Genomic DNA, 23,874 nt, shown 5'->3' with positions numbered 1-23,874 from the left:
TAATATTGTATTTTATTTTATATATTCGCATTATAACTATTTATTTTATTGCAATGGCTTTTACTTTATCTATTTCCTCTTTTTTAACTGGTAATTCAACAACTGCAGTACCATGACACGGCTTTGTATATGGTAAAGTTATTGTAACCTTTGATTCATCAATACCTATTGGAATAGGGGGAAGTCCAATAATTCGGGCACCTAACACCTTAGCTCCGGGTTTGACGTATAATATTTTAGGTGAATGACTCTCTATCACCTTTTTAGCTTCTTTGAATCCTGCTTTTGATAGGAGTATTTCATAATCTTCAGTTTGCTGTAGATGTAATTCTAAACAGAATGACATTTTTAATCCTCCAATTCTTTAATTGCTCGGTCAATTTTAACTCTTAATGGTGTGGGATTGTGATAGGCCCTTGCAGATATTATATTTGCATCTGTATTTTCTTGTACATCATTAGCAAATTTTTCTAGGAGATTTGCATCCTTTTCAAATACAATTGCTAGTGATTTTGTATTTAAAATATGATAAAATGTTACAAAATAGGATACTGCTGCATCTTTGTGAACAAATCCAACAAGTAGATCGTACATATTTTCTTCAAGATTTTCAAGACATGATTCAATGTCAACTCTCTTATTTACATAGAACTGCTCAGGATCTGAGACCTCCAGCAATTTTGATGCAGAGGGAGTACTTGCAATTGTAACTTCATAACCAGCTTTTTTGAGTGAGTAAGTTGTATAAATTGCAAGAGGTGTTTGAGAAGGTGCTTCTGGACATCCCAATAATATCAAAGCTTTTTTCATTCTATTTCCTCCTTTTTAATTATTTGTATATATTCCATTTAACTAAGAATTATACTTAAAAATGGTGTTGTAAGTATCTATATCAAATATGGGTTGGATGATATATAAAAAAAATGTGATTTATACTTCAAAAAATGATTAAATAAATTTATAAAAAATAATTTTATCTTGGTCGGGACCATCATAATCTTTATATATATTTATACTATTTTCTTCAAATGTCTCATCTGATTTCTTTGAAATAAAACCCTGTTTGTTATAAAATTTTATAGCATTGGTGTTGGACGGTTTGCTGAGGAGAGATATATTTGTAGATCCTGCTTCTGAAACAATTTGAATAAATTCATTAATTAGTTTTGGTGCGAATTTTTTCCCTCTGAAATGTGTATCAACACATAGAAGATGGATATATGCATTTTCCGGTTCATTTTGTGATATTAAACCCAATAAAAATGCATATATATTCCCGTTTTCAACATTTTCAACAACCAGCGAGGTGTTTTTAAAGAACTTGGTAAAGAGATGATAAATAGCATTTCTTTCAGTTGTCACTGGGCTGCATTTCTCTGCAACCTTTGATATTTCAATGAAATCCTCTTCATTAACATTCCTTATTTTAAAATCAGTCATGACGAAATTCACTTCCTAAATCATTAAATACTTACCTTTAAATATCATTAGGTCAATGTTGATATGCGGGCTGGTAGCTCAGGTGGTAGAGTGTCGCCTTGGCATGGCGGAGGCCCCGGGTTCAAATCCCGGCCAGTCCATTTCTTTTATGAATAATATATCTCCATTTATATCATTTTTATTTAAAAAAAAGTAATTATTAAAAAGACATATGCATCTTAATTATCCATAAATCCTTCAATTGATTTTATTATTTCCTCAAGACCCTGACCTGTTTTAAGACTGCTTTTTATTACTTTTACTTTAGGATTAAGTTCTTTAACATCCGCAACCATCTTATCTTGGTCTGCACCTACTGCATCTGCAATGTCTACTTTGTTGATAACCACAAGATCAGCATCTTTAAATATTAATGGATGCTTTTCAACTGTATCGTCGCCCTCACTCACGCTTATTACTACCATCCGAATATGTGATCCTAGATCAAAGTCAACTGGACATATCAGGTTTCCAACATTTTCAATGAAAAGTAAATCAATATCTTCAAGTTGCATATCACCAAAAGCATGTTCAACTAAATGAGCATCAAGATGGCATTCTTTTCCGGTGTTAAGTCCAACAACAGGTATATTATATTTTTCAAATCTTCCTGCATCGAATTTACTTATAACATCACCAGCTATGACTCCTATTTTGTGATCCATCTTCTGTATAAGTATTTCAATAAGTGAAGTTTTTCCCGATCCTATTGCACCTAAAACATCCACTGCAAATACATCTGCTTTGTCGAGAATTTTTTGATTTCTTTCGGCAAGTTTACGGTTTGCAACCATAATATCATGCTGAATTTCTATATCTGCAACTTTATGCATCTTCATCCCCCTCTTCTTTTTCTATTTTGATATTTTTAACGTTACATTCCCTACCTGCAGTTATCTCCACATCTCTTTCACCACATTCAGGACATTTAACAATTGCTAAATAATGATCAGAATCATCCATATCTGCTAATCCATTGTATTCACATAAATTACAATTTAACTCGACTGGGATCTCATCTATATTGATCTCTGCACCCTCAAGTAGGGTGTTTTCAACAAGGACATCCAGAAGAAATTTTAACTGCTCAGGATTGAGCATTGTGAGTTTTCCAACTTCTATAGTTACTTCTATTACTTCTGTAGCATCATTTTTTTCTGCTACGTCCAGTACGGTCTTAACCATAGCGTCGGCCATTGAAAGTTCGTGCATTAAGCCACCTCATAATGTAATTATTGTTCCTATTGATTATGTCCTACTATTATGGGAAGCTTATTAATAAAGTTAACAAATATTGAATAAATGATTCGGATTATTAACTCAACAGATAAATACTGGTTGAAATAATTTAAGTTTATGACTATTAAAAGTTACATTGATGATTACAATGATTATACCAACAGGAAAAGGTGGTCTTTTTGATAATAGGAGGATCTGCATCACAGAAACTTGCTGCTAAAGTTGCTTGGAGTTTAGAAGAAAAGTTAAGTCCAATTGAAACCAGACGGTTCCCTGATGGGGAACGTTATATACGGGTAAAAGGTGAAGTTCCAAAGGAAGTTGTTGTGATACAATCAACAGGATATCCTCAGGATGAAAACCTTATAGAGTTATTCCTGTTACTTAAAAATCTTAAAAGCTTGGGCGTAGAACGGACCAGAGTTGTGATTCCTTACTTTGGTTATGGTAGGCAGGAACGTAGATTTAAGAGTGGAGAAGCAGTTTCAGCGGTTATAATAGCCGAACTACTTGAAGCAGCTGGTGCTTCAGAAATATATTCTGTTAATCTTCATGAAAAAAATATTAAACAATTTTTCAACATTCCTGTTCATGAAATATCTGCAATGCCTATGATAGCCAATTATATCAAGGAAACGATTGATGATCCAATAATTATAGGACCTGACAAAGGCGCGCTTGGATTTGCAGAGGAAGTTTCAGGAATATTGAAATGTGAATGTGATTATCTTGAAAAAACAAGGATATCACCAGAAAAAGTGGAAACTAAACTTAAAAATCTAGATGTTGCAGATAGAAATGTTGTAATTATTGACGATATTATTAGTACCGGTGGCACAATTGTTAATGCATCCAAAATATTGAGGGATCTTGGAGCAAATAAAGTTGTAGTTGGGTGTGTTCATCCGGTACTTGTTGAAGATGCTCTTTTAAAAATATTTGCTGCAGGAGTCGATGATGTATTCGCCACAGATACGCTTAAATCTGATGTAAGTACCATATCAGTTGCTTCTTCTGTTGCAGGCTATTTGAAAAAATACGAATAAAAATTATATTTTTTATTTTTAATTATCAGTTTCATATAATTATTATTGTAATTGAATTTCCTAACTTTCACTATTGATTATTTACGTTAATTACATTTTGACATCCTCAAATTTATAGCAGTATTTGCAGGATTACTTCTAATATTATCCTATCAGGGAAGGTTTTCAATGGAGGGAAGTGCTATGTTTGTTGGTATAACCAACATGGTTCTATAACAAATTTAGCCCCTGCAGGAATTATCACTGTTGGACATTTAATAACTGCATATGTTTATTCATTATTGCATTGTGTTTACTTGAATCTGCATTTTCAATAAGATACTTTAAGGGTGGTAATGAGGAATTAGCACGAAAATTAGATATTGCAACTTTAAAAATACTAGCTATCAGTTTCATAATAACTGTAACGGCCATAATTGCAGTTGCATGGTAAAATTTATGTTTTAAATTTACATAAAATAAGATATGCTTACAAATAATTAAAAAAAATAGAATTAATACATGAAAATAATTAATAGTATTATTCCTTAACCAGAGGATATTTTATTAGTTGGCGAGGCCTGTTTTCTGTGCTACATATTCCAACTGATCCTTCTGAAGGATTCATATCACCATGTGCGAATTTTTTAATATCTTCTTTCTGTTCTTCTGTGAAATCTCCAAAGTAAATTTCATTTCCCTGAATTTTAATAACATCATATTCAACAGGACATGTTTCAACTGAAGGTACCAGTACACAACCTTTTGAGCTTACATCGTGTTCAAGATCTATCATCCACTCTCCATCAAATGGGCTTGTCTCGTTTAACATATCAACAAGTGATTGCATATGGGCTGTCACATATCTAGCCCTATTATTAAAGTCCACATGTACTGCTCCTTCCAGATCAAGAGATTCATCTCCCAGTGTATAATTTCCTTTAGCATGAATAGTGAAAAATGGTACTTTACCCTCTTCATCCAGGAAGGATCTTATGAATATATCCCAATTATCATCAATAAAAATAGCTTCCCGTTCAATATACATTACACTTCCATCTGGATTCTCAATTGTTTCAATGACTGGACTGTGCCACTTTCCCTTTAAATCTTTTCTTTTCAACATTTAACTAACCTCTTCAGTTTAGTTCATTTAATAAAATAAAAATTCAAATAATTTCAATGCAACAAATTCTTATTCAAAGTGGATAATTTTTGATTTGTTTTAATCTTATGGTATCATAAAAAAAATAAAGATTTTAGGATGAGACATCCCTAACTTCTTTTGTTAGCAGGCTCCATATTAACTGATCTGCCCTTGATTTTTGCTCCACGCATAGAAGAAATTACTTCGCTAGCACTGGCTTGAGGTACTTCAACAAATGAAAACTTGTCGAATACATCTATTTTTCCAATGGAACCGCTTGAAAGTCCGGTCCTATCGGCTATAGCTTTTATAATATCCCTTGCTTTAGCCCTGTCCTTTCTTCCTATGTTAATAAAGAATCGAACATGTCCTGATCCTGCACCAGTATCTCCGAATTCTTCAGCTGATGCCTGAGGACTGTTGCCTGATTTTTCCATAACAATCCTTAAAAGAGCTGCAGCTGTTTCTACTGAACTGTAGTCTTCTGCCATCATCTTCTCAACCATATGAACTTCTTTATCGAGTTTTTCATTGTTTATTATTCGTTTAATCTTCTCGAGGAAGTTGGTTGTTTTGATCTCTTGGACATCACTAATGGATGGTATCTGCTGTTGTTCGATCTTAGTTTTTGTGTACCGCATTATGTCCCTTAGTTGATAAACTTCTTTTCCTGAAACAAAAGTATAAGCAATACCAGTTTTACCTGCTCTTCCTGTTCTTCCTATTCTGTGAACGTAGTATTCATCATCATTTGGCACATCATAGTTGAAAACTGCTTCTACATTTTCAACATCTATTCCACGTGCAGCAACATCTGTAGCAACTAGGATCTCAATATTTCCTGATCGGAACTTGGACATTACACTATCCCTCTGTCTCTGACTCATGTCTCCATGAAGACCATCAGCAGCATATCCCCTTATTTGAAGGTGGCTTACAAGTTTGTCAACTCTTCTTTTGGTGTTACAAAAGACAAGAGATAATTTAAAGTCGCTAATGTCTAGAACGCGTGAAAGTACATCTAATTTCATTTTTTCTTTCACTTCAAAATAGATCTGCTCGGTTTCTGGTACTGTAAGTTCCTTGGGTACAACTTTCAAAAATTCAGGGTCATCCTGATATCTTCGAGTTATGTACAAAATATCTGGAGACATTGTTGCTGAGAAAAGAAGTATCTGTCTCTCATCAGGTATGTAATCCAAAACAAACTCTATATCTTCTCTGAATCCCATATCAAGCATTTCATCGGCTTCGTCAAGAACTAAAACTTTAACTTTTCCCATATCTAAGGTTCCACGCCTCATATGATCCATCACTCTACCAGGTGTGCCTATTATAATTTGCACACCCTTTTTAAGTGCTTTAATCTGCCTATCTATTGGCTGGCCACCATATATGGGTAATACAGAAACTCTCTTCATGTATTTTGATAGTTTTTTCAGTTCTTCTGCAACTTGAATGGCAAGTTCTCTGGTTGGACACAGTATAACTGCCTGGAGATCCCTTTCGGATGGGTCAACCATCTCCAGTATTGGTATTCCAAAGGCTGCTGTTTTACCTGTTCCTGTCTGGGCCTGACCAGTAACGTCTTTTCCCTTTAGAACATGTGGTATTGCAAGAGATTGAATCGGAGTGGCCTCCTCGAATCCCATGTCTTCAACAGCTCTCTGTATCTCGCTAGATATATCTAAATCTTTAAATCTAAGTTTTTCCATTTTATCTTCCTTTTACCTTCCCGGAATCCAATAAAAAAATAGGCTTTATACGCTCAAAATGTTATCTTTCGAATTTAAATCTTTGATATCAAAAATTAGTACCTACTAAATTAATTTGAATCCAGGATCAACTTTTAATTTTTATTCAATAAATTAATCCTATTGTAAAATATTTGTTATCCACACTTATAATACTATGTAAAATCCGGATATGTAGAATTGTTGAAAAATATCTGAAAAAATAAAGACTCAAATATATTATAAATTTAAAAATTTAAAAAAAATGAAAGGAAATCCTTTCGTTATATACAATTTAATTAATCCTCAGTGGGTTACTGGTTTATGTGGTTTCTGAAGTATTCCCTTTGGAACTATATCAGTTATTTTCTTCATCTTTTCAATGAGACCTTCTTTACCATTACCTATAAGTGCATGTTCTAATACGTCGCTCATATTCTCTACTGGAATGACTTCAATCTTATTCTTGTATCTTTCCTCGATCATAACATCATCCATATTAGCAGCAGGTATAAGAACCTTTTTCATTCCTGCCTCAGCAGCAGCTTCAATTTTACCGGTAACTCCACCTACAGGCATAACATCTCCCCTAACACTTAATGATCCTGTTAATGCAACTGATTGGTCTACTGGAACGTTTTCAAGTGCAGATACAACTGCTGTTGCAATTGATACACTTGCGCTGTCTCCTTCAACACCATCGTATGCCTGAAGGAACTGTATGTGTATATCATGATTGGATATATCAGTACCAGTATTCTTTTTAATCAAAGCACTAACGTTCTGAACTGCTTCCTTAGCAATTTCTCCCAGTTTACCAGTTGCTATAATTTTACCTTCATCCTTACTCTGTGCAGGAGCTGATTCTGCAGCTATTGGGAGTAATATACCGCTACGATCACCTATTATTGCCAGGCCGTTCACCCTTCCAACTTCGCTTCCCTCAGATTTGAAGACACTGTACTTTTTCCTCTGAACTATGTATCTATCAGCGATCTGTTGTTCGAGTGTTCTTGCAAGTTTTTTAGCACTAATAACATGAGCTATTGTAACGCTGTCTGCACCTTCACCTTTAGCAATGTCACCAGCTGCCCTTACAAGACCTCCAAGATCTCTTAGTTTAAGTGTTAATGAATCTTTTTTACCTGCTCTTCTCTGTGCTTCACGAATTATTTCTGCAACAGCTTCTCTGCTAAAGTGAGGTATTCTACCATCCTTTTTAACTTCTTGAGCAATGAATTGAACCAATTTATCACGATTTTCTGGTGTGTCCTGCATGGAATCCTTCATAAATACTTCGTAACCATAACCCCTTATTCTTGAACGCAATGCAATGTGCATTCCTTCTAGAACTTGGAGATTTCCAGATGCAACTAAAACAAAATCACAAGGTACTTCCTGTGAACGTACCATTGCACCACTGCTGGTTTCACTCTGTCCAGTTATGGAGTATTTTTTCTCCTGCATGGCTGTTAAGAGTTCCTGCTGCGTTTTCATTTTCAAGGTTCCAATCTCATCAACATATAATACTCCCTTGTTGGAACGGTGTATCATTCCCGCCTCAACACGTTCGTGTGCGGGTGTTCCAAGCCCTCCTGACTGATAAGGGTCATGCCTCACATCACCTAATAATGCTCCTGCATGTGAACCTGTTGCGTCTATAAATGGTGCAGTATTCTTGCTTTCATTATTTACAAGAAGTTTTGGAACCATAACAGTACTACGAGGTTTCATTTGCATCATAACAAGTAGAACAATTCCTGCAGCTATGATGGCTTCAAGATATTTCTGTAATATGAACCCCACGATGATAATAAACCCTATTATAACCATCATGAACATGTTTTTCTTTTCTTCTTGACCCTTGGCCTTAATTTTGTAGTTCATTACAACCTTTTTACCCTCACCAGCAGGCATTGCACCAATGAGCGGATTGTGATTGTCTTCCATATTAGGATATACTAAGATGTCTTGGAGTTCTTCAGGTGGCAGAAGTTCTGCCATTCCCTTTGCAAGCATTGATTTACCTATTCCAGGCTCCCCAATTAAAAGTACATTTCTTCTTTGTTTCGCTGCCTTGAAAACGGTCTCAACAGCCTCTTCCTGGCCGATAATCTGATCGATTATTCTATCAGGGACATCTATATCTCCCGAAGATTTATAACTTCTGAAATCAAGCTTTTCTTTGAATGAACTGTTTGAATTTGAATTTGAATTTGCCATAATCTATGACAGCCTCCTGAATTTTGCATAATACAAAAATCAACGTGTTTTTTAAGCTATACTGTTGATAATATATTACACGATCTTGTATATTAGATTTGTCTTTTGAATTTTCAAATATTATTTATTGTATCATTTATAGTTTTTTTCTACATAATTTTTTTTTTATTTTAGTAACTTCAGGTATATAAAAGCATGGGTTAAGGTAAAATCATATATGAATTGATAAATTGTTATCATGCTTCTAAAGTATAAATCGGGTTGTATAAAAAAAAATAATAATTTACAAAGTTTAATTCAAGAGAATATACCCATAATAACTATTTTTAATGTTAAGCTCTGAATTAATATATTATATATCATAAAAATTAACTGAATTTAACTAACAATTTTAGAGTCATGCATCATGTATTAAATGGTAAAAAAATAAATGATCTCAAGTTGCAATTAGTTTACTAAAAAAAATTAAAATAATATTTATAATATTCAAATTATTGGAGGCCAAAATTGCATCCTGAAAACAAAAAAACATGTATAATGGTACAGGGAACCTCTTCTAATGCAGGTAAAAGTGTTGTGGTCACTGCACTGTGCAGGACATATGCAAAAAGAGGTTACAAAGTTGCACCCTTTAAATCTCAGAATATGTCACTTAATTCTTACACAACGAATGAAAATGCAGAGATTGCAATGGCCCAAGTTATCCAAGCAGAGGCTGCTGGGGTTGAACCATCATATAATATGAATCCAATACTTCTTAAACCTAAAGAAGATTTTATCTCCCAAGTAATTGTACATGGAAAACCCGCCGGAGACATGAACTTCTACCATTACCAGAACAATTTTAGAAAAGAAGCACTTGAAGCCATTGAAAGCTCCCTTGAAGCTTTAAAGAAAGATTATGACATTATTGTAATTGAAGGTGCTGGTTCTCCTGCAGAAATAAACATGTTGGACAAAGACCTTGCAAATATGCAAATTGCAAGAATGGCCGATGCAGATGTTATTCTGGTTGCAGACATTGATCGTGGCGGAGTTTTTGCATCAATTGCAGGCACATTCTCTCTTCTACCCGAAGAGGATAGGGAACGGATCAAAGGGATTATTATCAACAAATTCAGGGGAAATCTTGACATACTAATGCCGGGAATACGCCAGATAGAAGACATTGTGGGAGTTCCAGTACTAGGTGTTTTACCGTACGATGACAGCCTTAAACTCCCTGAAGAAGATTCAGCTTCATTATCTGAACACAAATACTCATCTGATGGTAGGATAAAAATTGGGGTAATGAGGCTGCCGAGGATATCCAACTTCACTGACATAGATCCTTTGGAATATGAACCCGATGTTTCAATAAAGTTAATTGAAATGTGTGATGAAATTGGTGATGTTGATGCATTGATTATTCCTGGCACAAGAAACAGTGTTAGCGACCTAGTTGCACTAAAAGAATCTGGACTAGCCGATGAAATTAAAAGTCTGTCCTCCAAAATTCCAATTTTCGGAATATGTGGAGGCTATCAAATATTGGGCAACGATATCATAGATGATAATTTTAAGGAATCCAAATATGGGAGTGTGAAAGGTTTAGCACTTCTCGATGTTCAAACAAGGTTTGGAGAAGTAGAAAAAATAGTTACCCAGAGCCAAGGTAAAGTACTTGATGAAGGGATGTTTGAATGCGTGAATGGGAACATTATAAAGGGTTACGAACTTCATGAAGGACTATCTTATCTTAGAAATTCAAAACCCCTTTTGGAGGTTGCTGAGGGATGTGGTAACAACTCTGAATCAGGTTTTGATGGTGCTGTAAATGGTTTAACTGCAGGAACCTACTTTCATGGAATATTTCATAATTTTCATTTTAGAAGGTTTTTCACAGATTATTTAAGAATTTCTAAGGGTTATGAAAAACTAGGGTTTGATCGGGATGATTTCGTTGAAATGAAAAATTTCTCAATCGAAAGATTGGCAGAGATATTTGGAGAGAATATTGATATGGAAATTTTTGATAAAAAAATTAGATAAAAAAATATTTAAAAATTAGATTTTATGGATATATGTAGTTATTAATGTCCTATTTTGTAAACTTTTTGGTAACTGCCTTAATTGCTTTTGTTTTTGCTAAAATAGATATTCTATCTCCTTTTTTTAGCATCATACCATCTTTTGGAATTTTTATTTCCCCATTCTTATGGATTGCTGCAATAATATAATCATCTGTTGGACTGATATCCCCAATCTTTTTTCCAACCATCTTAGCATTATCCACACTGAGTTCAAGTAGTTCAGCATTTCCCTTTCCAATTACTATCAAGTCTGCTATCTTGGGTCGTGTGATTAGCTTTTCTAGATAGCCTGCTGCAGTAAGCTCTGGACTTACAACCACATCTATCCCAACCTTACGGAAGGCATTATTATGATCAGGGTTACTAACCCTTGCAATAACTTTTGAAATATTGTAATCCTTAACAAGAATACAGGAAAGTAGATTTGCCTCATCATTTCCAGTTGCTGCAACAAAAACATTTGCATCAGCAATGTTAGCCTCTAAAAGAGTTTTTATATCAGTACCATTTCCACATATCACCAATGCGTCAAGCTCTCTTGCAGCGTTACCACATAAATCAGAATCATTTTCAATGAGGGTTACATCATGACCCACTGCAACTAATGAAGTTGCCAGAGTCAGACCTACCCTTCCCGCACCCATTATAACTATATACATGGTTTCACCGTTATTTATAAATTTAGCTGATTAATATTAATTTAATAAATGTTTATAAGATTTAATTAATTCTTTAAGAAATCTTTTCATTCTTTGAACAAAGTTACATATATACCCATACTAATTCTGAAAATTATTAAAATTGATATTCACATTCTTAACTAATTAAATATTTTTATTTAAAAAAATAGGAAAATTAAGGAGTTTAATTGATTAAAAACTTGAAACTCCTATTCTTTTTATTTATCCAAGGAATGGTTTCGCTATGGTCAACATTATGATTACTGTCAGGATAATTCCTATCACAACCATTGGGATTCCTGCTTTGAGTATTTCCTTGATCTTCACATAACCCGTTCCATATGCCATTGCAACTGTTGGATCTGCCATTGGGAACATGAATGATAGAGAGCAGGCAATAGCTACAGGCACTGCATAAATTCCAACAGGTTGACCCTGAGCAGCAGCAAGTGTAACTGAAAGCGGTACCAAAATAGCAGATAATGCTATGTTGGACATTACTTGCGTTATTAACACGCCAATTATCATTAATAAGAGCATTATGGAGACAGTTGAAACATTAGTTCCAAGCATTCCAATTAAATCTTGTATCAACCAAGCGGCAGCGCCAGTATTCAGTAGTGCTGCTCCAAGAGAAAGAGCTCCTCCAAAGAATACTATAAGTCCCCAGTCAATATTTTTCTGAGCATCTTTCCAGTCTATTACACCGCTTATGAAGTACAATGCAGCACCTATTAATGCAACAGAATAACTGTCAATTCCGGTTATACCCGTTGTAACCCATAATCCAATTGTAAACAACAATATTGCAAGAGTTATCTTTTCTGTTTTTGTCATTGAACCCATTTTACTTAGGGTATCGGTAATTGTATCCATTCCACCAACAATTCCTTTAACCTCCGGTGGAAATATCCAGCCTAAAAGCTTCCAAGTAACAAACAACATTATTAATGCAAGCGGAAATCCAAATATCATCCAGTTTACAAATGGTAAATGTGTATATGCTGCCGCCATCAAGTTGGGAGCCGTTCCAATTTCGGTACCAAACCCACCGGCAAGTGAACCATAAGAAGCACCCAGCACCATTGCCTTTGCAAAGTTACTGTTACCCTTTTCTGGTTCATTTACGCCCATTAAAGGTACAATCTGCTTAATAATTGGTAGAAGCATTGCAAATGCAACAACATTCTCAATCCAAGCTGAAAGAAGACCCGTAGAAAAAACAGCTGCAAAAAGACTCATACTCGGACTGGTACCAAGTTTAGAAAGTAAGAAATAAGTTAAACGTTCAGCAAGACCACTTTTTCGTATGGCTTCTGCTAATATAAAACCTCCTATCATCAAGAATATGATTGGATTAGCAAAACCAATGACTGCATTGTTAAAACTCTCAATACCTAATAATGGTTGTAAAAACAGTAGTATTAAAGAAGTTACAGCCAGATGGAGTGCTTCTGTGGCCCACATTATTATTGCAAAGATCAAAAGAGCGATTGCAGCATGTCCAGAATAACTCAAACCTGGCAGAGGTATCAGCATAACAAATACAAATATAATTATGGCCAGAGGTAGACCAATTTGTTTAAGATTGACATTCGTTTTTTATCCCTCCCATAATTTTATCATTTTAAATTATTATTTTATCAGAAAGTCCGTATCGAATGAATTTAAATTTATTATTTTAAGACGTATCTCCTTACCTTTCCAAAAAATCACTTTGATTATAAAGTTATTCAAATTATGTCTTTTTATGATATCAATGATCTCATCGGAAATAAGTTTCCTTTTACCACCTATATAATGTTTTCTGATTAGTATTAACACAATTATAATTCAGATTATTAAAAATTATGTTAAATATAATTTAATTTATTACTATGAGCAAATCAGCATCAGAAATTCTCTTTTTAAAAAAATGATTTGTAACCTAAAAACTTATATAACATAAACCTAAAACCATGGTATGTTGTCAAGAACATTCTATGCGGTGTTAGTCCAGCCTGGTTAAGACTCTGGCCTGCCACGTCAGTGACCCGGGTTCAAATCCCGGACGCCGCATTGCGGTTGTAGTCTAGTCTGGTTAGGACTTGGGCCTTCCAAGCCTACGACCCGGGTTCAAATCCCGGCAGCCGCATTCTTTTTTAATTTATTATCAACTATTTATTCATTTTACGTGTTTAACAGGCTTATTTTTGAATATTTATAAACAAAAAAATCTAATTTCATAATACATTTTAGATTAAACTAAAAAACACTAATAAAATAAAAGAGTAAAAATACTACTAAAATACTTATTCATAATAAAAAAGAAGTGTCTATATTATATTAACAAAATTTTTGATTAAATATTTCAGACTTTAGCATCCCTGAACAACAATTTATAACAATCATCATTTTTTTTTAATTAAATTGGAACCAAAAGCTCTGCAGCCACCATCCTGCAAATATCTGTTTTTGTTATAACTCCAACGGGTTTTTCATTTTCCAAAACAAGGAGGCCCGAAACATCTGCTCTCACCATTAAATTTGCAGCATCCTCAATTCCATTATTTGCATCTATTGTCATAACATCTTCAGACATTATATCGGATATTTTTAGAGTTGCTATTTCCTTGTTTGTAGGTCTCAAACTTCCTAGAACTCCTATTAAATCAGAGTAGGAAACAACACCCTTTGGATTTCCATTACTATCCAAAACAAATAGTCTTCGTACACCTTCTTTATACATCTTTTCAAATGCCTCTAATGGCCGAATTTCCGGATCAACAGTAATTACGCCCTGATTCATGGCTTCTTTAACTTCCATTTTTACTCCTCCAAATAATTTACATAATGTATCAGAACTTTTAATTATTGTTAATTATTGTTGAATATGATTAATATTATTGTTTAATAAGGGTTAATTTTTATTCAAATCATTCCATTCTCATATTATTTGATTCCAGAAATTTTTAGATCTATATTGGGTGAACTATAATGAGGATAAGAGTAAAAAGTATTAAGTATTAATTTTATATAGTATGTTTGTGAATTATAGAAGAATAATGTAAATGTTTGGGGATAATTGATTTGTATGAATAGTTGTCTTTCAAGGACAAAATTTAAATAGTGCCAAATTTAGTATTATGGTATTATAAAAGGGGAGGGTATAACATGATGCGAATAAGTATGTCGTTACCGAAAAAATTACTAAATGAATTTGACGAAGTATTAAAAGACAGAGGATACCAATCAAGGTCTAAAGGTATAAGGGATGCATTAAAAGATTATATAGTCAGATACCAGTGGATGAATGAAATGGAAGGCGAGAGAATAGGAATACTCGCAGTTATATACGATCATCATTACACCGGTGTTATGGAAGATCTAACCGATATCCAGCATGATTACAGGGAGTACATCAACGCTGTTATGCATGTTCACATGACAGGAAAATACTGTTTAGAAGTTGTTGTTGTTAAAGGAGATGTTAAATACATCCGTGATTTAACTGAAAAAATCATGAGATTAAAAGGTGTTGAACACGTCAAACTAACAAGTACAGCAAGTGGTGAAAAGATAGAATAATATTTTTTCATCTTATCCTCTTATTCATTTCTGAATAAGAAATATTTAATTTTTTATTAATTTTAATATCTACAATTTTTTTATAATTTAAATGAAGGTGTAATAAACGTCCTATCATCATAACCTTACATCAGATACCGAAAGATTGGCAGGATTTTATGAAGCCATTTCAACTAAAGCAAAAGGTATTGTATACGATATAGGAGCCGGCTCAGGAATTCTTTCTGCATGGGCAGCTCCAAATGCAGACCATGTGTTCGCGATAGAAATAAATAAATCCACGGCAAAACGAGCCAAAATAAACCTTGAATGCTTCAAGAATGTAGAGGTTATCTGTGCAGATGCCAGTAAAGTATCTATTTCTAAAAATGCAGATGTAATAATATGCGAAATGCTGGATACTGCACTTATTGATGAAGAACAAGTTCCAGTTTTAAACTCTGTGAGAAAATATTTGAAACACAGTGGAATTATTATTCCCTATGGAATCATAAACTGTGTTGAACCAATTCAAGTTGAAGTTGAACATATATGTTATGATGAAGATGATAATCCTAAAAATCTGATTTTAGGAGAGCCATTATTCTACAGTAAAATAATTTTTGTTAAACACATAGATGAAACATTCCATAAATCAATAGATATGACTATAAAAACAGCTGGAATTGTCACTGCTGTTAAAATTACTACTTTCACATTAATTACAGAAAATATTATCTGCGGCCCTACACCCATGTTAAATCCGCCATTAATCATCCCTGTAGAAAAGCTAAATGTTGATTGTGGTGATAAACTACGTTTAGATTTGTACTATGTAATGGGCGGAGGATTGGAAAGTGTTAGAGCAAGAATTGAAAAAATTTCTTAAAGATCATAAACTTGTCATATTTTTATGCATAGGAAATGTTATGCGTGGAGACGATGCAATAGGTCCAATTTTAGCCAGAAAATTGAAGGTAATATTCAAAAACCAAAAGGATTTTATAATTATAAATGCTGAAACAGTGCCAGAAAATTATACTGGACTTATAAGAAAAGAAGAACCTTCACATATAATCTTCATTGATGCTGTTGAAATGGATATGAATCCCGGAGAAATAAAATTAATCGAAAGCAATGAAATTGCTAATTACAGTATTTCAACACATGCCATGCCAATATCATTCATGATCAAGTATATTGAATCATTTACAGATGCTAAAATTCTTTTAATAGGTGTACAACCTAAGAATATAGATTTATCAAACCAAGTTTCTGATGAAGTAAAAAATGGTGTTGAAGAACTTTCTAGAATTTTAAAGAATAATTTCAATGTTTAACATCAAATCAAAATATAAACATTCATTAATTGATTTGATACCTGCTAATTATTTGATTATAACCTATTACAATAAATTAGAATCATAACTTTAATATAAATAAAAGATTGACTCTAATTAAGAAAGAATTATAATTAAAATCTAATTTATTAATCTATGAAAATTTACAATAATTAAATTTATTTAAGTAAAATTGTGATAAAATGAAAATACTTTTTATAGGAGCTCGTCTTTTCGATGATGTAGCAATCTACAACAAAAAAAATTCCATAACAAGCATTATTACAGATTCAAACCCCAATTCCCCCAACTTAGAACTTGCAGATTCACATCATATCGTTTCTAGGGGAATGGACGAACCGATGGAGATTGCTATTAAAGAGGATGTAGATGGAGTTGTGCCATTGATAGGAATTGATGGGCCTCTTGTTGAAGTAGCAATTATGAAAGAAAATCTTGAAACCGAATATGGCATACCCGTTGCTGCAGCAGGAGTTCGTGCAGCATCAATATGCGCAAACAAGTATAAAACCAAAGAATTTTTGATTAAAAATAATATTAATACCCCTAAATGCTTCAAAATCTCAAAAAATAATCATGAAGTTTTAAATGGACAAAATATTAATAAAATCCCCTTTGTCTTGAAACAGGATGAAGGACAGGGCGGATCTGGAATTAACATCGTATATTCGAAGGAAAAAATAGAAGAATATTTCATGGAATATGAAACAGCCATGGCTGAAAAATTCATTGAAGGACCGGAAGTTTCCATCGAAATTTTGAGATGGAAGGGAAAATCAGTACCTTTGGTTCCAGTTTATAAGGGCGAAACAACACTTGAAGGTATCCATCCACTTAAAAAAATAAAAAAAGCACCTTTAGAATTAGATGGAATCAACAATACCAATAATAACAAACATATCCAAGAAATTGCAGTTAAAATTGCAGATTCTATGGGATTAGAAGGAACAGCGGATATTGATATTATATTTGACCCTGAAACCAATGAAAATAAGGTAATAGAAATCAATGCCAGACCTAGTGGTACAAGATATATCACTTACGCTGCAACCAATGTGAACATCATGCATGAATTAATTAATATGGCATCTGGTCAATGGGATGCTTTGAAACTTAAAAATAGAATTAAAGATTATTCAGGAATTGAAATACCTGTTGGTAATTATCCATCTAATAAAAATAACTATAAATTTAGAGAAATTTCACATGAAACCCCCTGGCTTATCCACGGACCCCAAAATCATGAACGTATAACTGTTCGGGGTGAAACAATGAATGCAGCTGTTAATATAGCTGAAAAACTTGAAATTTTGGAGAAAAATTCTATTTAATTTCATAATTCATTAATTATAAAACAAAAGTATGTTAATTGAATATTAAAAGTTTAACACAAAACAATTAGAAAGATTACATAGATATATTTATTGCATTTAAAATCCATAAATGCAAGTTAATTCCAATAAAACAATTATAAGGTGGTAAATTGAGCAATATTCCTGTAGAAATTTTCATATTCTTACTTGCATTCATATCAACAGCATTTTTTACCCTATTTATAAAGAAGTTGTTGAAATATGCTGATGTAAAGGACAATCCAATTGTTACTGAACACAGCCATAAGGCAGGTACACCCACAATGGGCGGACTTGCTATTCTTTTGGGAGTTCTCCTACTTGCATGCATTTTCTATACAGATAAAAGTCTTGTTCTAACTGTGATGATCATGATGACTGCAGGGATAGTTGGTTTGATGGACGATCTAATCGGGTTAAAAACCAAGGAAATACAAAAAGTTATCAGGAATATCAGTCCAAATCCAGTTGAAATTGGAAGATTAACTATTAAAACAGGTGAGAATGCAAGGGTAACCACCCCCAAAGCTAAAAAAGACCTTGAAAATCTCTTAAAAAATAATTTGGTAGAAATTACTGGTGAAGCACCTATTAAAAGTGAAATAAAAGAGAATGAAAAAATTTTAGCCCAAATACTTGTATCATTATTCCTTGTAGCTTCAGGGGCTGTTGGTGCTTCAGTACTGGGATTTAATATTGGATTGTTAATAATACCGGTTGTAATATTTGGAATTATTGGTTCAATAAATTCTGTGAATCTTATCGATGGAATGGATGGCCTTGCAGCAGGAATTCTTGCCATAGCATCTGCTGCTTCCGCAATATTTGCAATTTCTACAGGAAATCCAAGTGGATCTTTACCATTTATTATACTAACCGGAGCATGCTTAGGATTTTTAGTTTTTAATAGATATCCTGCAAGTATTTTCATGGGCGATACAGGTGCCTTTGCCCTTGGTGCTGGTTATATGACAGCGGCATTTCTGGGAGATATTGTATACTTTGCAGTTATAGTAATTGCAGTTCCTATATTTTCAGTTATTGTAAGCCTTCTTCATAGAGCTCATATTATAAAACTGCCGGTAGAACCATTGCACCATACTCTTCATTACAAGGGATTATCCGAGAAAAAGATAGTTTTGCTTTACTGGGCAGCAACTATAATTGTGTGTTTGATTGCTTTATACGGATATAAAGTACTTTAATCCAATTAAAAGGAATGAATAACATGATTGAGATCACAACATCTAGCCTGGCCAAAGAGTTGAATGGAAAATTAATAGGACCTGAAAAACCTTTAAAGGGTATTTTCACTTTTCTTAACCATGCTAAACCTGGCGATTTTGTTATAAGACATTGGATTGATGATAAAGGAGTAGAAATAGCAAATAAAAAAGGTGTTTCATGTATAATAACACAAAATCCCCAGGAAAAAGCTATTGAAATAGCCCAAGAATTGGAAATACCCATTATAATAACACCCAAAATAGAAATTGCCAATGCATTTGCATTAAAATGGGCTGTTAAAAATTTTGCCAAAGATTCTCTTCGTGTGGTTGTTACAGGTACAAATGGCAAATCCACAACAACTCACATGATCTACAGCATACTTACTGAAGCAGGCTATAACACTTACACAAATACAGATGCTCAATCTGAATTTAATACCTTGATTGATCCAGTTGTTGCAAACCAATTAGCAGAATTTGAATATGTATCCGGTGAAAAAATTCAAGCAATGGTTATAGAGGTTTCAGAAGTTCAAGGATGGCTTGACAAACTTATGAAAGACCATGCACATCTCATGACAGCAGCAGTAGATCCAAATGTACTTGTAATCACAAATGTAGGTCTTGATCACATAGGTCTTGTAAATTCAATTGAAGAAACCTTTAATGAAATATACGGATCTTTAGAAGCTATTTCATCCAAAAATGTATCAGGAAAATTGCATGACAACGGTACAAATCATGTTTATGCTATTTTAAATTCTGATGATCAATTATTAATTGAAATGGGAGATCTCATAACCAAAGACAAATCTGTAAACGTCTCATTTTATGGTAGTTCAGTGAATGAATCGCTATGTCAAGATGTGACATTGAAAACCGATGGTATTTACATCAGTGAAAAAATTTTCTTGAAAATGGCGGAACTTCCATTTAAAAGCATACATTTCATACAAAATACCATGGCAGCAATAGGGGCTACTTTAGCTTTAAATATTGATTTTGAAATTATTAAACATGCTGTTTCATCTTATAAACCTCTTGAAAGAAGGTTCACTGTGCTTGACACTGATCCATTAATAATTGATGATTTTGCCCATAATCCAGATGGAATAATTGCCACCATAAAAAGTGCAGCTAAAATGTGTAAAGGAGTTCTTTACATCGTATTTGCAATTAGAGGTTCCAGAGGAGAAGCAATTAATCGTTTAAATTCAGAAGCTCTTGTAAATGGGCTTGAAGATGTTAATTATAACCTAATTGTTACAAGTAGTGCCGAAGCAGTTGATAATTTAAATACAGTTAAATTAGTTGAAAAAAACATTGTACTTAATACCTTAACAGAACATGGTTTTGATTATGTGTTTCAAGAAAATTTATACCCTGCATTGAACTACTGTATTGGATCAGCAGGAAAAATCGATACTATATTGCTGATAGGGGCTCAGGGAATGGATCCTGCAAGTAAAGTATTGAAGAAAATTGTTAAAGATACAAATTAACCCATTTTTACTTGATTATTTATTTCTATTTTTCTATTGGATTTAATGCTTTGTGAGTTACAGTAATATTTAATGTACCTCATGAAGAATATCCAATGTATTCAATAAAGAACTTTAATATAAAATGAGAATCGAGATTAGTAAGATAGATAAACAAAGATATTAAAGTACTTTCAATGCAAATTTAAGTAATAAAAAAATATAATGCGAGAAATTGTTATGAAATGTATAGTTATTGGCGCAGGTAATGCAGGACGTCCAGCAGCAAGGATCCTGAACCACACAGGAAATAAAGTTATTTTAACGGATAAAAAACTCATTGAAGAGTTTCCAGCTGCAGTTCAGAAAACACTCAAAATAATGGAAAAAGAAGGAATAGAACTTCTTATGGGTTCTGATATCTCTTCCCGTATGGAAAATATTGATTCGGCTTATATATCTCCTACAGTGCCAGAAAACTCATCAATAAGACATTTAATCACTGATAATCATATTAAAATATTGGGCAATGAGTACATTTCAGAATTAATAAACAATTTGCTGGAATTGGATGTTATAGGGATCACAGGAACCCTTGGAAAAACCAGTACAACACATATTCTGTCTGAGATCTTCAAAAATGCAGGTTATAAAGTATGGACTTGTTCATCCCGTATGGGCAATCTTCTAAGTGAAGTTATAGTTGATGGAATTATTAGTGGTCTTCACAAGAAAAACAATATAGCAGTTCTAGAACTTCCACATGGAACATCAAGATTAATGTCACAAGTTGATCTTAATGTTGGGGTAATTACCAACATTTATCCCGATCATTTGGATGAATTTGACTATTCAATGGAAAAATATATCGCACGCAAATTATTCATTGCAAATTCAAGTAAGATTTTAATTTCAGGAATACTGTGCAAGGAATATATTGAACCTTTAAGAAATAATACAATTTATTACTGTGCAGAAAATGATAATTGTGAGGTTAATGGAAAATTTGAGAAGGGATTAATTGATATAGATTATAATATTCCCGAACTAGGGATTAAAGGCAGTTTTGAATCACCATTCAAATTACTCGGATACTACTTTGAAAACTCCATTGCAGCTTCTGCAGCTGCACTGGCGTATGGACTCGATGAAACTTCGATAATAAATGGTTTGAAAAGTTTTAAAGGAATTGCAGGACATATGGAGTATATTGGCAATTACAAAGGGAGAGAAGTACATTTTGATGCGGCATTTGTACCAGAAGGGCTTATCAATACACTTGAAAGCTTTCAGGATCAAAAACTTGTTGTTCTCATTGACAATCCCGACAGCACCAATCCAAGGGACAAGTACAAAGTAGGAGAAGTTGTTGGAAGATATGCAGATGTTATAATTTGCAGTGGATATAATGAAACAACAAAAAAACTTGATATTGAAGCAGCAAATGATGTTATTAACGGGGCTGTGGATTCTGAAGCTATTAAAATGTCTGTTGAGGATATGATAACAGCGGGAGATTTATCAATTAAATATTCAAATCCTGGATGTATTATTTTACATGTTGGTCCTGGTGCCATAACCAACTATGAGGATGTTAAGTCTAAGATGATGATGGGTATCAAAGAGGGATGTAAAAAATATGAATAGCCCAGATAACATTAAAAAAACATTAGAAATTGATTCTAATGTTTATGGTGTTGTTGGAATATGTGGTGTTGTAGGAAACCTCATAGTAAGAATGTTAATAGATCGTAAACTCAATGTATTGGGTTCAGACATTCATGAAAAGAAAGATTGCGAATATTTATATACATTAACGGGTTATAATATCCCTTTATATTTAACAGCTCATCCTGAATCATTTTTGAATAAGTTAGATTATATAATTCCTCCTCCAAGTCTTAATGAAGACTCAGATCTTTATAAGAAAATAGCAAATTATAAAATTAATATTTTGCCTGTTGAAGATTGTCTGAAAATTTTCAAACCTGAAAAACCTGTTCTATGCATAACTGGTACTAATGGGAAAACCACAACCACCACACTTTTGAAACATATTTGTAGGAGTGCTGGTTTAAAACCCACAGAACACGGCTTCAGAAATTTGCAGGGAAATATTGATTATATACCACCTTTACAAGCTAGACTTGCAGGTGATGTGGCTGTCCTTGAAACAGGTACCTTTGGAAAAACAGGAGATCTTAAATTACTAGTTGAACGTTGCGAACCAGATTGTGGAATAGTAACGAATATTAACCCGGACCATCTCGATCAAGACCATGATTTTATGGATTATGCAAAAATTAAAGGAGAATTTATTGAATACTTCAAAAATAAACCGATTATAGTGAATTCAGATGATCCTACTATTTTTGGTCTTGTTACTCAAGAAGATGTTATAACATTTGGACTCGATACTAAAAAATCTGGAGTGGGATACAAAACATGCTGGTGTGGAAGGCAAATTAAAATTGAAGAAACAATCACAGGTTCGGGTTTATACAGTTGTGAATGTGGTTTAACTAGACCGGAACCAGATTATCTTGCATTGGAAATTGATGAAACAAAGGGAAGATTCAAACTCCAAACAAAGGATGTTGTGGTTAATATACAAATGAAGTTAGTTGGACTTCACAATGTGTACAACTCAATTGGTGCAATTGCTGCAGCTAGAGAATTCTTCAATATACCCTTAAATAATATTGTGGATGCCGTTGAAAGTTTTGAAGGTGTTCCCGGTAGAATTGAACATTTATTTAATTATAACGGTATGGATGTTATCCTTGACTACGGACACAATCCTGCAGGTATTGAAACCGTTGTTACAGAATTAAAAAAAGTTTATAGCAGTATCACTGTTGTACTTACTGTTTCTTCCGAATCTGGAGAGTCGGGAGATAATGAAATATTAAGCAAAGTTCTAGAACTAGGAGATTTTATTGTTCCAGCTTCATTTGCCTCGAGGAAAGCTGCTGAAAAACAAAGTGAATATATTTCCTCGGGTAAAATCATGCTCACAGACATGTCCTCAATTAAATTCAAAAAGGGCACCCTTGGAGCAACCTCTGATCAGGTGGTAGAAGGAGTTAAAAAGGGTTTAAATTGTGATACAAAGGCATTGGTCTGTCTTGGTGAAGCAGCATATAAATACAAAGAAGATATTCTCAAATGTAAAGAATTAAAATAAAGATAAATTTTTTTTTTATCATATTCATTAATTAATTTAAAGATACTTAATATCAAATTTGTACATAACATTAAATCTATCAAGATCAGATCAGACTTAAGGATCGGGATAAGATCATAT

General features: G+C 33.4%; 21 protein-coding genes, 3 tRNA genes and 1 pseudogene. 14 read left to right on the top strand and 11 right to left on the bottom strand.

Annotated elements, in window-relative coordinates; all coding sequences use genetic code 11:
- Positions 1–40: 40 nt before the first annotated feature.
- From DL91_RS01550 to DL91_RS01540, 3 genes are all read right to left on the bottom strand, one after another.
- Positions 41–346 (bottom strand): DUF1894 domain-containing protein, encoded by a 306-nt coding sequence (locus tag DL91_RS01550; RefSeq protein ID WP_048189948.1) that lies wholly within the window; start codon positions 344–346, stop codon positions 41–43.
- A gap of 2 nt (positions 347–348) precedes the next feature.
- Entirely contained in the window at positions 349–810 is a 462-nt protein-coding gene (locus DL91_RS01545; protein ID WP_048189947.1) for a DUF1890 domain-containing protein, read from the bottom strand.
- A gap of 138 nt (positions 811–948) precedes the next feature.
- Positions 949–1,440 carry a GNAT family N-acetyltransferase gene (locus tag DL91_RS01540; protein WP_048189946.1) on the bottom strand — a complete coding sequence of 164 codons (492 nt, stop codon included), beginning with the start codon at positions 1,438–1,440 and terminating at the stop codon, positions 949–951.
- A 67-nt stretch (positions 1,441–1,507) separates the two neighbouring features.
- Here DL91_RS01540 and DL91_RS01535 point away from each other — a divergent pair.
- Positions 1,508–1,580, top strand: a tRNA-Ala gene (locus DL91_RS01535).
- Between the two features lie 78 nt (positions 1,581–1,658).
- Here the strand turns inward: DL91_RS01535 and hypB are convergent.
- Together hypB and hypA are read right to left on the bottom strand one after the other, a co-directional pair.
- On the bottom strand, positions 1,659–2,312 hold the full coding sequence (gene hypB / locus DL91_RS01530; RefSeq protein WP_048189945.1) for a hydrogenase nickel incorporation protein HypB: 654 nt from the start codon (positions 2,310–2,312) through the stop codon (positions 1,659–1,661).
- The gene (gene hypA, locus DL91_RS01525; RefSeq protein ID WP_048189944.1) at positions 2,305–2,691 is read right to left on the bottom strand and encodes a hydrogenase maturation nickel metallochaperone HypA; all 387 of its coding nucleotides are present in this window, start codon (positions 2,689–2,691) and stop codon (positions 2,305–2,307) included. Before hypA ends, hypB begins: the two co-directional genes overlap by 8 nt.
- Positions 2,692–2,897: 206 nt before the next feature.
- Between hypA and DL91_RS01520 the strand changes: the two genes are divergently transcribed.
- Both DL91_RS01520 and DL91_RS13270 read left to right on the top strand, forming a co-directional pair.
- On the top strand, positions 2,898–3,764 hold the full coding sequence (locus tag DL91_RS01520) for a ribose-phosphate diphosphokinase (RefSeq protein ID WP_048189943.1): 867 nt from the start codon (positions 2,898–2,900) through the stop codon (positions 3,762–3,764).
- 286 nt (positions 3,765–4,050) lie between these two features.
- Positions 4,051–4,197, top strand: coding sequence for a hypothetical protein (locus DL91_RS13270; protein ID WP_156095880.1), 147 nt, complete (start codon positions 4,051–4,053; stop codon positions 4,195–4,197).
- An 87-nt stretch (positions 4,198–4,284) separates the two neighbouring features.
- On the opposite strand, the gene DL91_RS01515 is transcribed toward DL91_RS13270, so the two are convergent.
- From DL91_RS01515 to lonB, 3 genes are all read right to left on the bottom strand, one after another.
- Positions 4,285–4,869 (bottom strand): hypothetical protein, encoded by a 585-nt coding sequence (locus tag DL91_RS01515; protein ID WP_048189942.1) that lies wholly within the window; start codon positions 4,867–4,869, stop codon positions 4,285–4,287.
- A gap of 149 nt (positions 4,870–5,018) precedes the next feature.
- Positions 5,019–6,605 (bottom strand): DEAD/DEAH box helicase, encoded by a 1,587-nt coding sequence (locus DL91_RS01510; RefSeq protein ID WP_048189941.1) that lies wholly within the window; start codon positions 6,603–6,605, stop codon positions 5,019–5,021.
- Positions 6,606–6,929: 324 nt separating this feature from the next.
- Positions 6,930–8,846, bottom strand: coding sequence for an ATP-dependent protease LonB (gene lonB, locus DL91_RS01505; protein ID WP_048189940.1), 1,917 nt, complete (start codon positions 8,844–8,846; stop codon positions 6,930–6,932).
- A 537-nt stretch (positions 8,847–9,383) separates the two neighbouring features.
- Here lonB and cobQ point away from each other — a divergent pair.
- Positions 9,384–10,877: a cobyric acid synthase CobQ gene (gene cobQ / locus DL91_RS01500; protein WP_048192294.1), complete on the top strand. Its 1,494-nt coding sequence runs from the start codon at positions 9,384–9,386 to the stop codon at positions 10,875–10,877.
- Positions 10,878–10,926: 49 nt separating this feature from the next.
- Here cobQ and DL91_RS01495 read toward each other — a convergent pair whose 3' ends face one another.
- Positions 10,927–11,577, bottom strand: coding sequence for a TrkA family potassium uptake protein (locus tag DL91_RS01495; protein ID WP_048189939.1), 651 nt, complete (start codon positions 11,575–11,577; stop codon positions 10,927–10,929).
- Between the two features lie 243 nt (positions 11,578–11,820).
- Positions 11,821–13,164: a DASS family sodium-coupled anion symporter gene (locus DL91_RS01490; RefSeq protein ID WP_255343952.1), complete on the bottom strand. Its 1,344-nt coding sequence runs from the start codon at positions 13,162–13,164 to the stop codon at positions 11,821–11,823.
- Positions 13,165–13,582: 418 nt separating this feature from the next.
- Here DL91_RS01490 and DL91_RS01485 point away from each other — a divergent pair.
- Together DL91_RS01485 and DL91_RS01480 are read left to right on the top strand one after the other, a co-directional pair.
- A tRNA-Gly gene (locus tag DL91_RS01485) sits at positions 13,583–13,656 on the top strand.
- A gap of 2 nt (positions 13,657–13,658) precedes the next feature.
- Positions 13,659–13,732, top strand: a tRNA-Gly gene (locus DL91_RS01480).
- Between the two features lie 270 nt (positions 13,733–14,002).
- Here DL91_RS01480 and DL91_RS01475 read toward each other — a convergent pair.
- On the bottom strand, positions 14,003–14,404 hold the full coding sequence (locus tag DL91_RS01475) for an HPP family protein (protein ID WP_048189937.1): 402 nt from the start codon (positions 14,402–14,404) through the stop codon (positions 14,003–14,005).
- Positions 14,405–14,754: 350 nt separating this feature from the next.
- Between DL91_RS01475 and nikR the strand changes: the two genes are divergently transcribed.
- The 8 genes and pseudogenes from nikR to DL91_RS01435 all read left to right on the top strand — a co-directional run bounded on the left by nikR (position 14,755) and on the right by DL91_RS01435 (position 23,754).
- Positions 14,755–15,165, top strand: coding sequence for a nickel-responsive transcriptional regulator NikR (nikR, locus tag DL91_RS01470; protein WP_197050656.1), 411 nt, complete (start codon positions 14,755–14,757; stop codon positions 15,163–15,165).
- Between the two features lie 121 nt (positions 15,166–15,286).
- Positions 15,287–16,033 (top strand): annotated as a pseudogene (locus tag DL91_RS01465) (methyltransferase domain-containing protein); the annotation flags it as partial.
- Complete coding sequence (hycI, locus tag DL91_RS01460; protein WP_048189935.1) at positions 16,002–16,484, top strand: hydrogenase maturation peptidase HycI; 483 nt, start codon at positions 16,002–16,004, stop codon at positions 16,482–16,484. The pseudogene DL91_RS01465 and the gene hycI, both read left to right, overlap by 32 nt.
- Before the next feature lie 203 nt (positions 16,485–16,687).
- Positions 16,688–17,836, top strand: a complete 1,149-nt coding sequence (locus tag DL91_RS01455; protein ID WP_048189934.1) for an ATP-grasp domain-containing protein — start codon at positions 16,688–16,690, stop codon at positions 17,834–17,836.
- A 152-nt stretch (positions 17,837–17,988) separates the two neighbouring features.
- Positions 17,989–19,062 (top strand): glycosyltransferase family 4 protein, encoded by a 1,074-nt coding sequence (locus DL91_RS01450; RefSeq protein WP_048189933.1) that lies wholly within the window; start codon positions 17,989–17,991, stop codon positions 19,060–19,062.
- 23 nt (positions 19,063–19,085) lie between these two features.
- Positions 19,086–20,588, top strand: coding sequence for a Mur ligase family protein (locus DL91_RS01445; protein ID WP_048189932.1), 1,503 nt, complete (start codon positions 19,086–19,088; stop codon positions 20,586–20,588).
- A 219-nt stretch (positions 20,589–20,807) separates the two neighbouring features.
- Entirely contained in the window at positions 20,808–22,214 is a 1,407-nt protein-coding gene (locus DL91_RS01440; RefSeq protein WP_048189931.1) for a Mur ligase family protein, read from the top strand.
- Complete coding sequence (locus DL91_RS01435) at positions 22,207–23,754, top strand: Mur ligase family protein (RefSeq protein ID WP_048189930.1); 1,548 nt, start codon at positions 22,207–22,209, stop codon at positions 23,752–23,754. Before DL91_RS01440 ends, DL91_RS01435 begins: the two co-directional genes overlap by 8 nt.
- The last annotated feature ends 120 nt before the right edge of the window (positions 23,755–23,874 follow it).

The sequence above is a fragment of the Methanobacterium sp. SMA-27 genome (assembly GCF_000744455.1).
Lineage (GTDB): Archaea > Methanobacteriota > Methanobacteria > Methanobacteriales > Methanobacteriaceae > Methanobacterium_B.
Note: the sequence above shows the minus strand (reverse complement) of the source record. Positions and strands in the feature narration are given on the sequence as shown.

Coding starts and splice junctions, on each gene's coding strand:
- DL91_RS01440 (WP_048189931.1), top strand. CDS start 20,808: ATGAAATGTATAGTTATTGGCGCAGGTAATGCAGGACGTCCAGCAGCA.
- DL91_RS01445 (WP_048189932.1), top strand. CDS start 19,086: ATGATTGAGATCACAACATCTAGCCTGGCCAAAGAGTTGAATGGAAAA.
- lonB (WP_048189940.1), bottom strand. CDS start 8,846: ATGGCAAATTCAAATTCAAATTCAAACAGTTCATTCAAAGAAAAGCTT.
- cobQ (WP_048192294.1), top strand. CDS start 9,384: ATGGTACAGGGAACCTCTTCTAATGCAGGTAAAAGTGTTGTGGTCACT.
- DL91_RS01515 (WP_048189942.1), bottom strand. CDS start 4,869: ATGTTGAAAAGAAAAGATTTAAAGGGAAAGTGGCACAGTCCAGTCATT.
- DL91_RS01455 (WP_048189934.1), top strand. CDS start 16,688: ATGAAAATACTTTTTATAGGAGCTCGTCTTTTCGATGATGTAGCAATC.
- hypA (WP_048189944.1), bottom strand. CDS start 2,691: ATGCACGAACTTTCAATGGCCGACGCTATGGTTAAGACCGTACTGGAC.
- hypB (WP_048189945.1), bottom strand. CDS start 2,312: ATGCATAAAGTTGCAGATATAGAAATTCAGCATGATATTATGGTTGCA.
- DL91_RS01545 (WP_048189947.1), bottom strand. CDS start 810: ATGAAAAAAGCTTTGATATTATTGGGATGTCCAGAAGCACCTTCTCAA.
- DL91_RS01540 (WP_048189946.1), bottom strand. CDS start 1,440: ATGACTGATTTTAAAATAAGGAATGTTAATGAAGAGGATTTCATTGAA.
- nikR (WP_197050656.1), top strand. CDS start 14,755: ATGCGAATAAGTATGTCGTTACCGAAAAAATTACTAAATGAATTTGAC.
- DL91_RS01475 (WP_048189937.1), bottom strand. CDS start 14,404: ATGGAAGTTAAAGAAGCCATGAATCAGGGCGTAATTACTGTTGATCCG.
- DL91_RS01435 (WP_048189930.1), top strand. CDS start 22,207: ATGAATAGCCCAGATAACATTAAAAAAACATTAGAAATTGATTCTAAT.
- DL91_RS01550 (WP_048189948.1), bottom strand. CDS start 346: ATGTCATTCTGTTTAGAATTACATCTACAGCAAACTGAAGATTATGAA.
- DL91_RS01495 (WP_048189939.1), bottom strand. CDS start 11,577: ATGTATATAGTTATAATGGGTGCGGGAAGGGTAGGTCTGACTCTGGCA.
- DL91_RS01510 (WP_048189941.1), bottom strand. CDS start 6,605: ATGGAAAAACTTAGATTTAAAGATTTAGATATATCTAGCGAGATACAG.